Source organism: Acinetobacter sp. 1207_04, assembly GCF_052850415.1.
On sequence record NZ_VXCQ01000003.1, the window covers coordinates 141,783 to 160,147 of the forward strand.

Annotated in this window: 14 protein-coding genes and 1 tRNA gene; 7 read left to right on the plus strand and 8 right to left on the minus strand. The window is 36.5% G+C overall.

The window, feature by feature from the left end; all coding sequences use genetic code 11:
* Nucleotides 1-68: 68 nt before the first annotated feature.
* Nucleotides 69-1,538, minus strand: a complete 1,470-nt coding sequence (locus tag FW754_RS04180; protein WP_446323953.1) for a long-chain fatty acid transporter — start codon at nt 1,536-1,538, stop codon at nt 69-71.
* A 1,381-nt stretch (nt 1,539-2,919) separates the two neighbouring features.
* Here FW754_RS04180 and FW754_RS04185 point away from each other — a divergent pair.
* Nucleotides 2,920-3,684, plus strand: coding sequence for an SDR family NAD(P)-dependent oxidoreductase (locus tag FW754_RS04185; RefSeq protein WP_446323954.1), 765 nt, complete (start codon nt 2,920-2,922; stop codon nt 3,682-3,684).
* Between the two features lie 33 nt (nt 3,685-3,717).
* Here the strand turns inward: FW754_RS04185 and FW754_RS04190 are convergent.
* Both FW754_RS04190 and FW754_RS04195 read right to left on the minus strand, forming a co-directional pair.
* Nucleotides 3,718-3,793, minus strand: a tRNA-Arg gene (locus FW754_RS04190).
* 87 nt (nt 3,794-3,880) lie between these two features.
* Nucleotides 3,881-5,233 (minus strand): amino acid permease, encoded by a 1,353-nt coding sequence (locus FW754_RS04195; protein WP_446323955.1) that lies wholly within the window; start codon nt 5,231-5,233, stop codon nt 3,881-3,883.
* 312 nt (nt 5,234-5,545) lie between these two features.
* Between FW754_RS04195 and prpF the strand changes: the two genes are divergently transcribed.
* From prpF to FW754_RS04210, 3 genes are all read left to right on the plus strand, one after another.
* Entirely contained in the window at nt 5,546-6,733 is a 1,188-nt protein-coding gene (prpF, locus tag FW754_RS04200) for a 2-methylaconitate cis-trans isomerase PrpF (RefSeq protein ID WP_446323956.1), read from the plus strand.
* Nucleotides 6,734-7,163: 430 nt separating this feature from the next.
* A complete protein-coding gene (locus FW754_RS04205) occupies nt 7,164-8,126 on the plus strand; it encodes a GGDEF domain-containing protein (protein ID WP_446323957.1) in 963 nt (320 codons plus the stop codon).
* Nucleotides 8,127-8,316: 190 nt separating this feature from the next.
* The gene (locus FW754_RS04210) at nt 8,317-9,228 is read left to right on the plus strand and encodes a polyprenyl synthetase family protein (protein ID WP_446323958.1); all 912 of its coding nucleotides are present in this window, start codon (nt 8,317-8,319) and stop codon (nt 9,226-9,228) included.
* Nucleotides 9,229-9,337: 109 nt separating this feature from the next.
* On the opposite strand, the gene putP is transcribed toward FW754_RS04210, so the two are convergent.
* The 5 genes from putP to FW754_RS04235 all read right to left on the minus strand — a co-directional run bounded on the left by putP (nt 9,338) and on the right by FW754_RS04235 (nt 14,319).
* Nucleotides 9,338-10,834, minus strand: coding sequence for a sodium/proline symporter PutP (gene putP, locus FW754_RS04215; RefSeq protein WP_446323959.1), 1,497 nt, complete (start codon nt 10,832-10,834; stop codon nt 9,338-9,340).
* A gap of 326 nt (nt 10,835-11,160) precedes the next feature.
* A complete protein-coding gene (locus FW754_RS04220; protein ID WP_409511274.1) occupies nt 11,161-12,015 on the minus strand; it encodes an SPFH domain-containing protein in 855 nt (284 codons plus the stop codon).
* A gap of 10 nt (nt 12,016-12,025) precedes the next feature.
* Nucleotides 12,026-12,502 (minus strand): NfeD family protein, encoded by a 477-nt coding sequence (locus FW754_RS04225; RefSeq protein WP_409511273.1) that lies wholly within the window; start codon nt 12,500-12,502, stop codon nt 12,026-12,028.
* 207 nt (nt 12,503-12,709) lie between these two features.
* Complete coding sequence (locus FW754_RS04230) at nt 12,710-13,627, minus strand: patatin-like phospholipase family protein (RefSeq protein ID WP_409511272.1); 918 nt, start codon at nt 13,625-13,627, stop codon at nt 12,710-12,712.
* Nucleotides 13,628-13,683: 56 nt separating this feature from the next.
* On the minus strand, nt 13,684-14,319 hold the full coding sequence (locus FW754_RS04235; protein WP_446323960.1) for a 1-acyl-sn-glycerol-3-phosphate acyltransferase: 636 nt from the start codon (nt 14,317-14,319) through the stop codon (nt 13,684-13,686).
* 211 nt (nt 14,320-14,530) lie between these two features.
* Here FW754_RS04235 and FW754_RS04240 point away from each other — a divergent pair, with 211 nt between their 5' ends.
* From FW754_RS04240 to FW754_RS04250, 3 genes are all read left to right on the plus strand, one after another.
* Nucleotides 14,531-15,802, plus strand: a complete 1,272-nt coding sequence (locus tag FW754_RS04240; protein WP_446323961.1) for an MFS transporter — start codon at nt 14,531-14,533, stop codon at nt 15,800-15,802.
* A gap of 185 nt (nt 15,803-15,987) precedes the next feature.
* Nucleotides 15,988-17,652 carry a phosphoethanolamine transferase gene (locus tag FW754_RS04245; RefSeq protein ID WP_446323962.1) on the plus strand — a complete coding sequence of 555 codons (1,665 nt, stop codon included), beginning with the start codon at nt 15,988-15,990 and terminating at the stop codon, nt 17,650-17,652.
* Nucleotides 17,653-17,679: 27 nt separating this feature from the next.
* Nucleotides 17,680-18,363: a response regulator transcription factor gene (locus FW754_RS04250; RefSeq protein ID WP_409511268.1), complete on the plus strand. Its 684-nt coding sequence runs from the start codon at nt 17,680-17,682 to the stop codon at nt 18,361-18,363.
* The last annotated feature ends 2 nt before the right edge of the window (nt 18,364-18,365 follow it).

Here is an 18,365-nt window from a genome sequence, read left to right on the forward strand (position 1 = left end):
AAATGAGAACAATAAAAAAGACCATGATAAATCATGGTCTTTTTAGACTTTATACGAAGTGTATAGAATTAGAATCTATAACCAAGTTTCAAGCCATAAGCGAGCGCATTGTTGTCTTTGAACTCAGCAACGTAATCACTACCACCTGCTTGAGCACCAGTTTGAGCTTTAGCATCGCCTAACCAGAAGTATTTAACGCCACCTGAAATGAATGTTGCAGGAGTAGGGCTATACTGAACACCAAGACCTACGTTCCAATAACCTTCTGTTGGACCTAAAGTCGAAACAGGATTACCTGCACCAGAATCCCAACCTACAGAAACGTTACCTGCCCAATGATCATTTACTTTACGACCTACACCAGCAGTGACAGAGTATTGATCATCTGAATATTCAACAAGGTTAAAGCCATTTGGACGACCCACTAAGCCACCAATTGCTTCTGAAACCTTACCAAATTTGTATGGTTGAATAGAGAAGTCTTTCCAATTTACCCAACGTAAATTTGCAAATGCAACAGTATTAGCCATGATTCCTGTTTGGAAATCGACATTTACAGATTGTGGTGTAGTGATTTTAGTTTCACCAGTAGATTTCATTGCTGCAATTTGTGCTGGAGTAACACCTAAGCCACCTAATACAGCAGGATTTGCATCTAGTGCTTTTTCAACAGTTAAATTTTCTACTGCATCTACATCATGATCAATTTCAGAGCGATAGGTGACAGATGCTTTTAAGGCAATTTCAGGAAGTTGAAATGCTGCACCTGCTAACCAACCAACGCCACCTGTTTCTTTAATTTTAGCGTCATAACCGTTATATAAGCTGTACGCTGTACCACGAAGGCTTACATTTCCTTTGATCGTTTGGTAAACACCGCCACCATAGAGGTTAAAGTTTTTTGTTGGTTGGAAGCCAAAAATCATTGAAAGATTTTGGGTGTCAACTTCTACTGCGGTACTACCTGAACCAAGATTAGCATTTGCATCAGCTAGCCCTTTACTAAGTGCAACAAGTGGCTCACTTGCTTTTGCTAAAACAGCTTGAGTAGCGGCTTGTTGTGACAGACCTTGCTGCATTAAACCGCCAATCGCTTGTTTGGCTGCATCAGATTGCATATAAGCTGTAACTTTAGCAACACCAGCCGCTGCTAGAGCATCAAGCTGTGTTTTAGGTAAAATTGTATCTACACCAGGATTTGAAACGAATGCATTATTACCTTTGTATGCCGCATCTGCTCCAAAAGGTTGATCGTAAAGAAGACCAAATGAAAATTTATCTGTAACTTGTAGTTTTACTGCTGCCGAAGGGAAGTAGTAATCATCCCCCATGTCACTAATATCACGACGTGTAGGTGATGTACCTGCTTCTTGACCCTCAACAGTTGGATCTAAAATTGAAATACCTGCTTCAAAATAGTTGTCTGGTTGTAAGAAAGCAGAAATAGATTGACCTGAGCGATCTAATGCTGCAGCAAAAACACCAGTTGTCGGAATAGTTGTTGCAAGAAGAGCCAATGTTAATGTTTTTAATTTCATTCTAATCTTTCCCTAAATGTATAAAATGAATAATTTGAAGCACTTGTTTGTATATTTGAAATAACACACGCTTTACATAATCCAATACGTAATTTACTTCTGTTTACAAAATATCATATAAAAAATAAGAGTAAATACTCTAGAGCAAGGTTTAGTAAAAAAAATGTAAACTGAAGCGTTTATTTTTAGTACTGCATATTCACCGATTTTGCAGACACTCTTTAGTTAAAGTTAATAGTTGTGTTGTAATTGCTATAACAGCAATTTTATTTTTTTAAATATTTTCTTTAAATTTATGACTATCCTAAAATTTTGTGTTTAGAAATAATAAATAGTTTGACTCCATTTAATATTGCTTCCATATTTTTTAGATAGAGAAGCATTAAAGGTTGGAATACTAATATGCGCTACATGATCAGTTTCTTAGAATGGAGAAAAATCATGAATATAAGTAAATCTTAGAATAGCTTTTGCTTGAATCTAAACGGCTTTAGGTGTTCCTGATGTATGTAGCTAGAATATGAGTTCGATGATTTATTTCAAGTTGCACTAATTCGATATTGTTTTGTTGGTGTTGGTTTAAATTACGTATTTTAATAGTATTTGGTTCATTTAACGATCTTTATCTGAGTCTTGTGTAATCAAAATTTAAAATCAATTTTATTAAGCATTTTTTAAAACGTAAATTAGGTTAGTTTTTATTAAGTTTCATCTACATCTAAAATTGCTAATTGAACGATATTTTCAATGAATGGTTAAATGAGTATTCCAAGACGTTCTTTTGTTTTTATGTTCAATTATTTTAAGTAATGTGCGTATTTATGTGTTCTTAATAATAGGTCTTGATAAATTATTTTATGAATACCTAGATTTATTGCTTTTTTACTTGATTTTTATAACGATATTGTTTAAGTCCAAGTCGTTGTAATCTATTATTTGCTATGTGAGAAATATAATTTTATCTATGCATTATTCATAATTTTACAATATTTTTTTTTGGTTTTTGAAAAAAATAAATATTGTAGATTTTTAATAAAAAAGATAGCAGGTTGTAGAAAAATAAAAATGAATTTTATTTAATGTGTATTTTTGTTTTTTTTTCTAAATTATACTATGCTAATGGTTAATCTATATTGTTCTGAATGAGTTGCCGTTTTATTATTTCCTGAATATTTTTTATTTTTGGATGTTGTATTGATTTTATTGTTTTAGATAAATATTTTGAGCTGTTTACTTTGTATTAAATGTTTTTAGTGAAAACTAAAATAATTTTAATTAAATAAAAATACTAATTACATTATTTAATGTTGTCATAATATGATAAGTATTAAAACATAATTCCATTAAAATAATTTTTAGAATAGTGATGGATTGAGTATATATGGTTTTTAATAAAAAATTTAAAGATCAAGTTGCACTTATTACAGGTGCGGGAAGTGGTCTAGGTTCGGCTTTAGCTTTTGCACTAGGCAAACAAGGTGCGAAGCTCATTTTAGGTGACGTAAATCAAATAGCACTTCAAAAAGTGGTTGCTGATCTGACAGCGTTAGATATTCAAGTTGCTTTTAATGTATGTGATGTGAGTCAAAATACAGATCAAGTTGCGCTTGTACAATTAGCATTAGATACATGGGGGCGATTGGATATTGCAGTGAATAATGCAGGTATTTGTCCCCCGATGCATTCTTTTCATGAAATTTCAGAAGCTGATTTTGACTTTGCCATGAATGTAAATACCAAAGGTGTATTTTTAGGGATGAAGCATCAACTTTCAGCGATGGTTAAGTCTGAGCTATCAGGTGTAATTTTAAATGTGTCGTCTGTTGCGGGATTGGGTGCAGCACCGAAATTGGCATCTTATTCAGCATCTAAGTATGCTGTGATTGGACTAACGAAAACGGCTGCTGTGGAGTATGCTAAAAAGAATATTCGAATCAATGCAATTTGCCCATTTTATACGCAAACCCCCTTAGTTACTGAAAGTCAGCTATCTGATAAAATTGAATTTTTAAATAACTCTTCGCCAATGAAACGCTTGGCAACGACAGATGAAATTATCGATGTGATGTTAATGCTATGTTCACCCCAAAATACCTATATGACAGGGCAGGCAATTGCGGTAGATGGAGGCGTGACAGCACTTTAAGAGAGACATTTTTATTGTATCGTTTGATTGATTTGGTGCGCTCTGCGGGAGTCGAACCCACGCCGGTCACTTAGGAGGCAACTGCTCTATCCAATTAAGCTAAGAGCGCAAGGACACCTAATTTAACCCAAAAATAAATAAAAAAAAAGTTATTGCCAAGGCAATAACTTTTTTTTTCATAAAATTTATAGCGTTATTATTTTTTTGAATTCAGTAGTTTAAATACAACTGCCATTACTACAATCCAAATAGGAATCATGATTACAGATTCTTTAAAGCCTTGCGTCCACATAATGTACAAAACAGTCAAAATGAATGCCAATACCAAATAGTTGCTGATTGGTGCCCAAAGTGCAGGAAATTTAGAAACTTTGCCTAATTTATCCATGGCTTGTTTAAATTTCAAATGCGTTAAACTAATCATTGCCCAGTTTAAGACCAATGCACCAACCACAATATACATAAGGTGGCTTAAAGCATCTTCTGGAACAAAATAGTTCAATAATACACAACCAAAAATCAGTAATGCTGAGAACAATACTGCAGGAATAGGCACACCATGTTTATTCACTTTTTCAAAGATTTTCGGTGCATTGCCTTGTTTTGCCAAACCAAATAACATACGACTGTTGGCATACATGCCACTGTTATAAACAGAAAGTGCCGCTGTTAAAATGATGAAGTTTAACAAGTGCGCTGCCCAACCAATACCCAATTGACTGAAAATCATCACGAATGGGCTTTTATCTAGACCACCTAAATCGAGCTGATTCCATGGTACAAGCGAGAGTAAAATGGTTAATGAGCCGACATAGAAAATCAAGATACGAAAAACCACTTGGTTAATCGCTTTCGGAATGGTTTTTTCAGGGTTTTCAGCTTCAGCTGCCGCCATACCAATTAACTCGATGCCACCAAAGGCAAACATCAAGAAGGCAAGCATATAGAATAAGCCATCAAAGCCATGTGGGAAGAAACCACCATGCATCCATAAGTTACTAAATGAGGCAGTTGAGCCAACATCTGCTGTTAAAAGCAAATACAGACCAAACACGATCATAGAAACAACAGCGGCAACTTTAATAATGGCAAGCCAAAATTCAGATTCACCATAAAACTTCACATTGCCCAAGTTAACAATGGTAATGACAATGAAAAAGAACAATACCGATGACCAAGCAGGAATTTGCGGCCACCAATAGTGAATATATTTGGCAACGGCTGTCAATTCGGTCATTGCAACCAAAACATACAAAATCCAATAGTTCCAACCGGCTAAGAAACCAGGGAATTTTCCCCAGTACTTATTGGCAAAATGACTGAATGAACCTGCGACAGGTTCTTCAACAATCATTTCACCCAATTGACGCATAATGAGAAATGCAATTAAGCCACCTATGGCATAACCTAGAATAATAGAAGGTCCTGCAGATTGAATGACTTGTGCGGATCCTAAAAACAATCCGGTACCAATCGCGCCACCCATGGCTATGAGTTGGATATGCCGGTTTTTAAGTCCCCGCTGAAGATTTGTAGACTCGTTGCTCAAAGTATTCAGCTCTTTTTTTAATGGAATTTAATAATTGTAAATGATTGGTAACACTTAGCCTAGTAGTACACCCTTATGTTCGACTGAATGCATGGGTCATAAATTGATTTAAAAAACTATTCTTTTAAAAAACAATAGAATAATTTTTTAAGACTAAAGTAAAAAAATATTGAATCTAAATTCATTTTTTTGATGAGGATCTGTTTTATACTGTTTTAAAGGAAATGAAAGACATTTCTGCTGAATCTGAGTGATTTGACAGAAGAGAGTTAAAAAATTGAATCACAATGAGAATTTAAAGGATATAGACCAATGAGCTTTGCTGCACAAATTAAAATTCCGGCAACTTACATGCGTGGTGGTACGAGTAAAGGCGTATTTTTCAATTTAAAAGACTTACCTGAACAGGCTCAAGTTGCGGGTCAAGCTCGAGATCAATTACTACTTCGTGTGATTGGTAGTCCAGATCCTTACGGCAAGCAAATTGATGGTATGGGGGCAGCGACTTCAAGCACAAGTAAAACTGTAATATTGTCTAAAAGTAGTCAGCCTGAACATGATGTCGATTATCTATTTGGACAAGTATCCATCGATAAAGCATTTGTCGATTGGAGCGGAAACTGTGGCAACTTAACAGCGGCAGTCGGTTCATTTGCAATTAGTAATGGCATGGTCGATGCCTCTCGCATTCCTGAAAATGGTTTATGCACTGTACGTATTTGGCAAGCTAATATTCAAAAAACCATTATTGCGCATGTCCCTGTGACAAAAGGTCAGGTACAAGAAACGGGTGATTTTGAATTAGATGGTGTGACATTCCCTGCGGCAGAAGTACAAATTGAATTTCTTGATCCAGCGGATGATGGTGAAGATGGCGGTGCAATGTTTCCAACAGGTAATGTCGTTGATTCACTTGACGTTCCTGATATTGGTACATTTCAAGCTACACTAATCAATGCTGGTATTCCGACTGTATTTTTAAATGCAGAAGAGATTGGTTATCAGGGAACTGAATTGCAAGATGCTATCAATAATGATGTCGATGCCTTAGCTCGTTTTGAAACCATTCGTGCTTACGGTGCTTTGAAAATGGGTTTAATTAAAGATGTAAGTGAAGCAGCAACACGCCAACATACACCTAAAGTGGCTTTTGTATCTGCACCAAAAGCCTATGTATCTTCAAGTGGTAAACAAGTAAATACAACGGATGTTGATTTATTGGTGCGTGCACTTTCAATGGGCAAATTACATCATGCCATGATGGGTACAGCAGCAGTTGCGATTAGTACAGCAGCAGCAATTCCAGGTACTTTAGTCAATTTGGCAGCAGGTGGTGATGAACGTGAGGCTGTACGTTTTGGACATCCATCAGGGACATTACGTGTTGGTGCACAAGCCTCGCAAGAAAATGGACAATGGGTAGTCAAAAAAGCCATTATGAGTCGTAGCGCACGTGTTTTGATGGAAGGTTGGGTAAGAATTCCAGCCGATAGCTTTTAATACTTATTTTGATAAAAAAAATCAGACAAATGGATGTGGCATTTTTTAAAAATTGAGAGTAGCTTGTTTAAATCATATCATTTTTAATCATTAAGAACGTATCTTTTTTACCTAAAGACCTTATTTTAAAGAAGAAAAATAAGGTCTTTGTTGTTTTAATCTATTTGAAATACATTGTTTTGGCAGCATTTTATTATGGATTTATTTTTTAATTATTGATTACAATCTGTATAAAGTAATTGAAAATCCTAGACTATAAAATGATAACTTGTTCTCATAAAAATAAAATTATGCTATTTTTACTCAAAGATTCGATGCAATAAAGATTATAAATTTACACATTTCGATCAATCTATTCTTAATATAAAAAATTAATGATGAGATCAGCGAAACCGATAATTCCTTGAATAAATAGGTGTGAGGAAATGTCATGAATAAAGTTGATGTTGAGAGTAGTTTTAAGGTAATGATTCAAGATGAACAATTTCTTGATTTAATTCAAAAAACTGAAAAAATGGAATTGGTTTCTTTTCTAGCTCAGTTACCTATACCTGTTGCAATTTTTAGTAGAGAATCTCGTTTTCTTGGTTTAAATCAGGGTTTTGCTGATTTTTATGAAAGTGATGCACTGTATTTGAATGGTAAATTACTGAAAAGTGTTTCAACACTTGTTTACCATCAGTTTTTAGATGTCATTCCATTGTTTGAGAATGGCAAAAATGAAGTCGATTTTGAGTTTTATGGTCGAGGCCATTTTTATCTCTCCTATTATAAGGCACTTCGAGATCAAGATGGAGAAATCGTTGCTGTGGTCGTGGTATGTGCGGATATTACTCGTCTAAAACGCCGTGAAAATGTTTTATTACTCAATAATAAAAAACTGCATGATCATTTATATTTAGATGCTGTCACAGGCTTACCCAATAAAATCGCATTTGGGCAATTTTTAATTGATCCTGAAAATTTAGACTTAATGACACAGCGTATTTCGTTTTTAAAAATTGATTTAGATAGCTTTAAAAAATTTAATCAATTTAATAGTTATACTTGTGGTGATAAAGTTTTAGAAAAAGTTGCAGAAATTTTAACAGAAGAGCTTTCGCAAGATAATGCGAAGTATTTTCGGATGAATTCTGCAAATTTTGTGGTGGTGATGTTTGATGCAACAGAATGGTCAGTATTAACCGTTGCAGAGCGTTTAAAATGTGCAATTACGCAACAAAATTTAGAACTAACTGGAAACTCTACCGAATCTTTGACGGCATGTATTGGTATTGTTCATAAAGCAGCGAACACCGTGTTATCTGAAGATGAGCTTTTACAGAAAATGGGGGAGGCTGTGCAACAGGCAAAATCGCAAGGTAGTAACACTATTTATATGATGCCTGAATAAAAGGCAATAAGCGGGGAATGCTTCGAGTCCGACAAGATGATATGAATAATTGTTGATTCTGTGTTTGATAAAAAGATTTCAGGATGTTCAGAGCATTTAGAGGGTGAGTGTTGTATGTATTGTATGTAGAATAGGGCAAGATTTTTAGCTCGGTTCAGTAGACACGAGTACAAACATTTGAGGCGTAAAAGTGACATCTATACCCCATGTACATGCAAACGTTTTACAGTCAGCGCAACAACAAATTCAGCAAGATTTACAACTCGCACTTAATGCATTTTCTATTCCTGAGCCGTTAAAAGGTGCAGTACATCATGCGGTGATGTTGGGTGGAAAACGTGTAAGACCAGCACTGTGTTATGCAACCTCTCATTTGAAACCGAATCATCCTTGTTTTGCGGCAGCGCGTAGAGCGGCTGTAGCCATTGAATTGATTCATTGTTATTCGCTTGCACATGATGATTTACCGTGTATGGACAATGACTTATTGCGCCGTGGACAACCGACTTGTCATGTGGCTTTTGGTGAAGATACTGCATTGTTGACTGGTGATATTCTACAATCGATGGCATTTGAAGTGTTGGGAAGCCGTTTGTTTGATCAAGGTCAAGTTGTACCTGCGGAGATTGTTTTGCGTCAAATTCAGATTTTAGCGACGGCAAGTTCACGAATGGTCTGTGGGCAAGTGCTTGATTTACAAGCTGAAGGTAAGCATGTTGATCAGGAACATTTAGAACAAATTCATCGTAATAAAACGGGTGCGTTGATTCAAGCCGCAATCATGATGGCGGCTGTAACCATTTTTGAAGGCACTGATCCTGCTATTCCAAAGTTACGTCAATTTGGTCAAGCGATTGGGCTCGCATTTCAAGTGCAAGATGACATTTTAGATGTCACTGCCGATACTGAAATGTTAGGCAAAACAGCAGGCAAAGATGAGCAAGTTGAAAAGTCTACATATCCTGCATTAATGGGGCTAGAGCAGGCAAAACAGTATGCTCAGAAATTGCATGACCAAGCTTTTGAAGCATTAGAATATTTTGCTGATAATGCGACTGAATTAAATCAAATTTCGCAATTTTTACTGTCACGTCAAAGCTAATTTGAATTGAAATAATCTTGATTAAATGTCGTTAAGTACATTTAAATTGAATAAAAAACCGAAGCATTTTGCTTCGGTTTTTTATTGTACTGATTTATGCGTACATATTTTAACTTACATCTTTATAGGCACGATCTGCTTCTTCAAAACGATAAATAACATCTTGTTCAGGGGCACGAGTGATTAAGCTAAAGACAATAATGGCGATCATTGCACTGATGAATCCAGGAATAATTTCATAGATTTTAGTATCAGCAAAGACTGGGATATTTTTCCAAAGAATGACGACTACAGCACCAACAATCATTCCTGCAAGTGCACCTGCCAAATTCATGCGTTTCCAAAACAATGACAGCAAAATGAGTGGGCCAAATGCGGCACCAAAGCCCGCCCACGCATAAGCGACTAAGCCAAGGACTTGAGATTCAGGGTTACTTGCAAGTGCAATTGCTAAGACTGCAATCAGTAAAACCATTAAACGACCGACCCAAACCAGTTCTTTTTGTGAAGCATTTTTACGAATAAAGGCTTTATAAAAATCTTCTGTTAATGTGCTTGAACAAACCAATAGCTGACAACTGAGTGTGCTCATGACAGCAGCTAAAATGGCAGCAAGTACAATTCCTGCAATCCAAGGATTAAAGAGGATTTTGGTCAATTCCATGAACACAGTTTCAGAATTTTGATTCACTGTTACTGCAAGTTCAGGATGAATTTGGAAATAGGCGATCCCAAAAAAGCCAGCAGCCACTGCGCCACCTAAACATAAAATCATCCACACCATACCAATTCGGCGGGCATTTGGAATGGATTTTACCGAGTCAGCTGCCATGAAACGCACTAATATATGCGGTTGCCCGAAGTAGCCTAAGCCCCATGCCATCAGGGATATAATGGCAACAGCACTTAAATCTGAAAATAAGCTGTAGGCTTGTGGACGAGCAACTTCAAGTGCCGCATGAACCGTTGCCATATCACCAAGGCTTAACACCGCAACGACAGGAGTGAGGAGTAATGCAAAAATCATCAGGGTAGCTTGAATGGTATCTGTCCAGCTGACTGCAAGAAATCCACCAATAAAGACATAACTAATGGTTGCAATCGCACTAATCCACAATGCAGATTCATATGACATACCAAACATACTTTCAAATAGACGTGCACCTGCGACCATGCCTGAAGCACAGTAAATGGCAAAGAAAATCAGAATGACAAATGCAGATACGACCCTAAGTACTTTTTTATGATCATTAAATCGATTGGAAAAATAATCGGGGAGAGTGAGTGCATTGTTTTGCACTTCAGTGTGAACACGTAAACGCCCTGCAACCAATAACCAATTAAGCCATGCACCAATAATTAGACCAATTGCAATCCACATTTCAGATAAGCCTGAGAGATAAATTGCGCCAGGAAGCCCCATCAGTAACCAACCACTCATGTCGGATGCACCTGCAGAAAGTGCAGTCACAAAGCTTCCTAAGCGCCGCCCTCCGAGAATGTAGTCATCAAAACTATTTGTTGCACGGTAGGCAAATAAGCCAATGACGACCATGGCGACAATATAAAAAAAGAAAGTGATTAGCGTGGGATTCAGGAGATTCATACGGTATCCATTGACTCAGAATGGCGGTAAAGCGACAAGGAGTTTGTCAAAATATTCAATTCAGGCGAAATTTAACCACAGATTGATTATTTTTGCTGAGTCATTCTTGACCATAAGCACACGTCATTAAGCAACTTGATCTCATCATTTAAATTAGAATTCTGTAGGAAAAAGCATGAGGAACAAGTTAAAAAGTGGGGTAATGGATGTGGAATTGAGTAGTGAAATATTTTGAGAAAAACGTTTGTATTTAAATCTAATGCTATGGATGTAAAAATAGGCAGCCTAAACTGCCTATTTAAAATGGTATAAATATGAGGATTAGATTACGAATTACGCCCCATCACACCACGAATGGTATTCATAATATCGGCAGGTAAGACAACAGTTTTAGCATTGTTTGATTTCGACATATCTTGCATAGCTTTAATGTACTGTTCACCCAATAAATAAGACACAGGAATTTCTTTATCACCCACAGCTGAAGTTACCATGGTAATGGCTTTCTGTGAGGCTTCTGCCAATACAACTTGTGCCTCTGCATCACGACGAGAAGCTTCTAAACGACCATCTGCTTCTAGAATCGCTGCTTGTTTTTCACCATCAGCTTTGGTTACAGTTGCACGACGCTGACGTTCAGCGGCTGCTTGTGCTTCCATTGCCGCTTGCATGGTATTAGATGGTTGAATATCTTGAATTTCAACAGTTTTAAGTGTAATTCCCCAATCAGCAATATCATCTGAAATTGCAGCTTTGAGTTTAGCTTTGATATGATCTCGTGAAGATAAGGCATCATCCAAATCCATTTCACCGACAATTGAACGTAGTGATGTTTGTACAAGATTTTGAATTGCCCAACTATAATTTTCAATCCCATACACCGCTTTTTCAGGGGTGGTGATGTTGATATAGGCTACAGCGTTCATCACTAAAACAGCATTATCTCGGGTAATCACTTCTTGTGATGGAATATCAAGTACGATGTCTTTTGTAGTGATTTTATAAGCAACTTCATCGACATAAGGAATGACAAAGTTTAAACCAGGATTGAGCGTGGTGTGGTATTTACCTAAACGCTGCACAATCCATTTATAACCTTGCGGAACAATACGCACGCCTTTGAAAATCGTAATTGCAACAAAAGCAAAAAGTGCTAAGACAACTATAGAACCAAAACCCATTGATTATTCCTCATGATTGTTGATTATAAGAAGATGAATGTGGCTGAACCAAAAGGTCATTGCCTAAAATATCAGTCACACGAACACGATCACCTATTTGTACAGGCGAAGATGTTCGACAGTTCCATTCATCTGAACCGAGTAAAGGCATTGGAAAGCGAACTCTGATTTGGTCGTGTGCAAGCCCGATTTGAATGACCATGCCGACTTGTCCTATCGTCGCTTCACGAGGAAGTCCTGCTTTGGTTTTATCGACAGATAATGGTTTGATAAATTTAAACCAAGCAATGGTGCAACTAATGGATAAAAATATCCAACACACCATTTGCACAGTAAAGCTCATATTGGGAAAGAGCCACAAAAGAATACTGACCACAACGGCTGCAATACCAAACCATAGAGCAGCAAATGCAGGTAAGATCAGCTCCGATAAAATGAGCAGAATGCCCAAAACAAACCAATGCCACGGTTCAAAGATAAAATCCATACATTCACTCTGTTTGTTATGTTGATATGGATGACGCATCATCAATAACAATGTATCAGATTAAAAAACCTTCGACTAGAAAAACGTGTTTTTTCAATATTTTTACAACAAAGTAGCGCATGAAATGAGGGCGTAATAAAAATGCTGAATGTCAATTCATTATGACATTCAGCAAGCGTGTAATGCGCCAAAAATATATTTTTGAGTTTAGAATTTTGCTTTTGGTGCTGGTTTAAAGGCAGCAGGTGATTTTTTGAAATTAGTAATTGCCGCCTGAATGGCAGTAATTTTTCCTTGAGTAGCTTTTTCACCTTCTAAAATAGCTTGGTTACTCGCTTTGAGGTCAAGTGTTCCCAAATGTCCAACTTTGGGCTGAATCACAATATTGGCAAGACTCAATTCATAATTAATGCTTTGTTGCCCCATAATGTTAATGGTTTGGTCAAGTAAGCCCCACATATTCATCGATTGAGCACCCGTTGGGCGTGCTGAAATATCGACAGCGATCACAATGTCTGCACCCATATCTTTGGCTGTTTGTACAGGGATTGGACTGACTAAACCCCCATCGATATATTTACTCTTACCAATAGTCGCTGGTACAAAAACATTGGGAATACTGCATGAAGCACGAACGGCTTGTCCTGCATTACCTTTAATGAAATCTGCTTTTTTACCATTGTCTAAACGTGTCGCGACAGCAGCAAAGCGAATGGGAAATTGCTCAATAGGCTTATTGCCAACATTACGATTGACATAGTCTTGTAACTTTTGCCCAAGCACAATACCTTGACTATTCAAAGTCAAATCACGAATATCTGATTCTTTAAGTTGTTGCGCAATCTGTTGAAGTTGATAGGGGCTTTTACCACTTGCATAAATACTACCCACAAAACTGCCTGCACTTGTTCCTGTCACAATTTTCGGTTTAATACCATGTGATTCAAGCACTTTCAATACACCAATATGTGCAAAACCTTTGGCACCTCCGCCACCCAATGCAATTGCAATAACGGGTTCACGGGCTTTGATCACCGTGGTTTGCGTTGGTGTTTTGACATTTTTATCGCAACCAACCAATGCTAAACCCAATAAACTCAGTAATCCTAAGCGTTTCAAATACATATAAACTAATCATCAAAAAACAAAAAAATATGCTTTATATTTGAACAGATTAACACTTATTTCTCTATGTCTTTTTGCCATATTTTTTGTAAAGGAATAGCAAGTCGTTCAGCAATTTTAGGTGAAAACTTTCCTTTATATGTGTTTAGGATTTGTTCTAAATCATGTTCATAATTATCACTCGGATGCAGTATGCCTAAGCAACGTATGACTTTATGATCATAGTCGAAGGCAAACATGATTATTGGAATCTGTGCGCCATGAGCAATATGATAAAAGCCACTTTTAATGGATTGTGCGGTCTTTCGTGTGCCTTCAGGTGCAATGGCAATCCAAATTTTGTCACGAGTCCTGATAATATCTACAATTTGTTGAGTCAATCCATGTGTAGAATTTCGCTCTACAGGAATAACGCCAATCCATTCGAAAAAACCTTTGAACGGTGTTTTGAACAGTGTATCTTTGCCAAAAATAGTGACATTTAAGCCCAGTCCAAGTAGTGCAAGAAAGGCATATAAACCATCATAATTGGACGTATGTGGTGAAATAATGGCAACGGCTTTGGGTAAATTGGGAAATTCACCTTCAAAACGCCAACCTTGTGCTAGAAATAAGTTCTTAAAAATTGTTCGACTTAGCTGCGTTCCACGTGATGGAACTTGATCGGGTAATATTGGAAATTTTTTTGTCATTTTAATGATGATCTTGAACTTTTGAATAGTATAAACCTATGTTCTATTTTGAATTATTGCGAAAAGGTAAACAAGATAGTCATATTTTTATACGTCATATTTAAAATTATTTATATAAAATTGATGTATAAGCTTCCAATCCGATCAAGATAATATTCATCAAATAAAGGCACAGCACGACCATGCAAAAAAATATGTTGCAGAAAATATAATGCAAAAACACACACAGCTTTATCTACTATTGTTTTCCTTGTATTGGGCGCAGGGTTTACCTGTGGGTTTTATGACTCATGCACTTCCTGTAGTTTTACGTGCGCAAGGTGTGTCTTTGGCGCATATTGGTGGTTTTGGTTTGTTGATGTTGCCATGGGCGGTTAAAGTTTTTTGGGCGCCATGGGTCGATAAATTCGGTAGTGATCGTATTGGGCATTATCGTAGTTGGATTTTACCGACTCAAATGTTGACTGTAGTGATTCTGATAATCTTATCTTTTCTTCCAATTCACACCTTGAATCAGCCAAGTTATTTATTGGCATTTTTTGTGGCTTTATTTGTCATGAATAGTACTGGAGCAACGCAAGATATTGCCACCGATGGTTTAGCTGTAAGTATTTTAAAAGGTGATCAACAGCATTGGGGCAATATGTTCCAAGTGATAGGTTCACGTTTAGGCTTTATTGTCGGTGGTGGTGCAATTTTATGGGCTTTAGATTGGCTTAATTGGCAAAGTACCTTCTTAATTTTGGCAGGTTTGGTTGCCTTAAATACGCTACCGATTTTATTTTTTAATGAAAAATTTATTTCAACGGTTTCATTACATCAAAAATATGTGGCTGATTCTAAAATACAGGGAACACTTGGACAGCGCTTAAAGCATTACTTACGTTATTTTATAGATAGCCGAGTGATGCTAAGTTGGCTAGTGGTTTTGGCTTCTATTAAAATTGCTGATGGTCTATCAGGTCCGATTATTAAACCTTTATTAGTCGACCTAGGTTTGTCATTTTCTCAAATTGGCATTTATATCACGATGCTAGGTGCTTTGGCTGCACTGTTTGGTGCAGGTTTAGCGAGTTTAGTTTTAAGTAAAATCTCTCGTGCGAAAGCCCTCATTCTATTTTCAATACTTAAAGTGATCAGCTTAACGGGATTTGTTTGGTTGGCTTTTTTACATGATCAAGGACAGAGCATTCAGCCTAAATGGATTTATCTAATCAATGCTTTTGAAGATATGTTTGCAGCCATGCTACTTGTGGTGATTTTAACCTTAGTCATGCAATACAGTCGTAAAGAATATGCCGCTACAGACTTTACTTTTCAGGTGTCATTAATGGCAACAGTCAGTGGTGTACTTTATACGCTGAGCGGTTTTGCGGGAGATTATTTGGGCTATTTTAATTATCTGTTGGTGATTACTGTGGTTGCAATTTTTACACTCGTGCCAATTTATGAATGGGTACGGATTGAAAAATTTAAAAAATAGATATAAAAAATATTGAAGTGTTGTAGCGTTAACGAAGGGATAGAAAACTTAAAAAATAACTGATTATTAAGAATATAAGTAATTATTTTATACGTATAAATAATAATTTATTTGACCAATTAAGTTGCTTTTAAGTTTCAGGAAATAAATTAAAACATAATACTCGGGCAGTCTTGAAACGAATGATGCTTAATTTTTTACATAACTTAAAACAACGTAAAATAGCGTTGTCTCTAACAAGCTTCAACCTGATGGTTGCGGTATGGTTAGGTTTAGTGTTGAATTTTTCATTTTTTAAGAAAATTCAAACTCTTACACCATACGAAGGATTTAAGGCTTATGCCTTTATTGGTGCGACAGCAATTTTATTGATTGCCCTATACAATTTTATTTTGCAAATTTTAGATTGGAAATGGACGGCTAAATTTTTTGCAATCATTTTAGTTTTTATTGGTGGGTTTAGTGCTTATTTTGTCAACTCATTGGGTGTAGTGATTTCTCCTGATCAAATTCAAAATATGATGCAAACTGATTCGGCTGAAGCAACAGATTTATTGTCATTACGTTTTGCAGTATGGATTTTCTTTTTTGTTGTTTTTCCTATTGCCGTGATTAGTCGCATTCAAATTGGTTCTGAAACCTCAAAACCTAAAATTGTATTGAAAAAAGTATTGAATGTTGTGGCATCTTTGGCATTGGTTGGCAGTTTACTCTATGTATTCTATGTCGATTATGCAGCAATTTTTCGTGAACATCGTGACTTAAAAGGCATGATTTCACCGCAGAATGTCATTTCATCAACGCTATCGTATTACCATAAAAAGTCACCTAAAAAAGATTTACCTTTAATTCATTATGGTGAAGATGCGCATCTGGTTGAAGAAGTATCGAATCAACATATGCCGAAATTGATGGTATTGGTGGTGGGTGAAACAGCACGCGCAGAAAGTTTTTCATTGAATGGTTATAATCAAAACACCAATCCTGAATTGTCTAAACAGGCGGGTTTAATTAACTTTAGCCAAGTAAGTTCTTGTGGTACAGCAACGGCAGTTTCTGTACCGTGTATGTTCTCGGGAATGAAGCGAACCGATTATGATGAACAACTCGCTAGCCACCGTGAAGGTTTACTCGATATTGCCAAGCGTGTAGGTTATAAAGTCACTTGGATAGATAACAATTCAGGTTGTAAAGGGACATGTAACCGTGTTGAACAGTATGTGATTCCTGAACCATTAAAACAAAAATGGTGTAAAGATGATGAGTGCCAAGATGGTATGTTGGTCGATGCATTACAAACGTATTTAAAAACGATTCCTGAAAATGACAAATCACCACGTTTGATTGTGTTACATCAAATGGGAAGCCATGGCCCTGCATACTATAAACGTGCACCAAATGAATTTAAGAAGTTTGTGCCTGAGTGTGCAACCAATGCGATTCAAGGTTGTACATCGAAAGAATTGGTGAATGCTTATGACAATACAATTTTGTATACCGATCATATTTTAAGTCAGGTCATTGATACTTTAAAAGCACAGAAAAATTATCGTACAGGATTTTGGTATTTGTCGGATCATGGTGAATCAACAGGTGAGCATGGTATGTATTTACATGGCGCACCTTATGCCATTGCACCAACACAGCAGACACATGTACCTATGATGATGTGGTTCTCCGATGCGTGGAAAAATATTGCATCACCACAAATTAATTGCTTAACTCAACAAAGTTCAGCAACATTGAGTCAGGATAATTTATTTCCAAGTATGCTCAGTTTACTTGATATACAAACGCGTGTGATTGATCAGAATATCAATATGTTAAAACAATGCAGCTTACGCAGTTAATCAAACAAAATACTCAGGAACACGACCATGACAAAAATTCTGATGATTGAAGATGATTTTATGATTGCAGAATCCACTATGACTTTATTGCGCTTTCATCAATATGAAGTGGAATGGGTAAATAATGGTTTGGATGGTATAAAACAACTCACCAACAATGAATTTGACTTAGTATTGCTTGATCTCGGTTTACCCATGATGGATGGTATGCAAGTACTCAAACAAATTCGTCAGCGAACCACGTTGCCTGTGTTGATTATTTCTGCGCGAGATCAACTACAAAATCGTGTAGATGGTTTAAATTCAGGGGCAGATGACTACCTGATTAAACCCTATGAATTTGATGAGCTTATTGCACGAATTCAAGCTTTATTACGCCGTGTTGGTGGCACTCTACAACAAGTAAATAGTGACTGTGTATTAAAAAATGGTGATGTTGAACTTGATGTTGAACAACATATTGCCAAACTAAAAGGTGAAGAGGTTGAGCTTTCAAACCGTGAATGGGCGATTTTAGTTCCACTAATGACACATCCGAATAAAATCTTTTCCAAAGCTAATTTGGAAGATAAATTATATGATTTTGACAATGAAGTCAGTAGTAATACCATTGAAGTCTATGTACACCATATTCGTTCTAAATTGGGTAAAGATATTATTAGAACCATCCGTGGTTTGGGCTATCGTTTAGGTCAGGCAAGAGGTGTTTAATA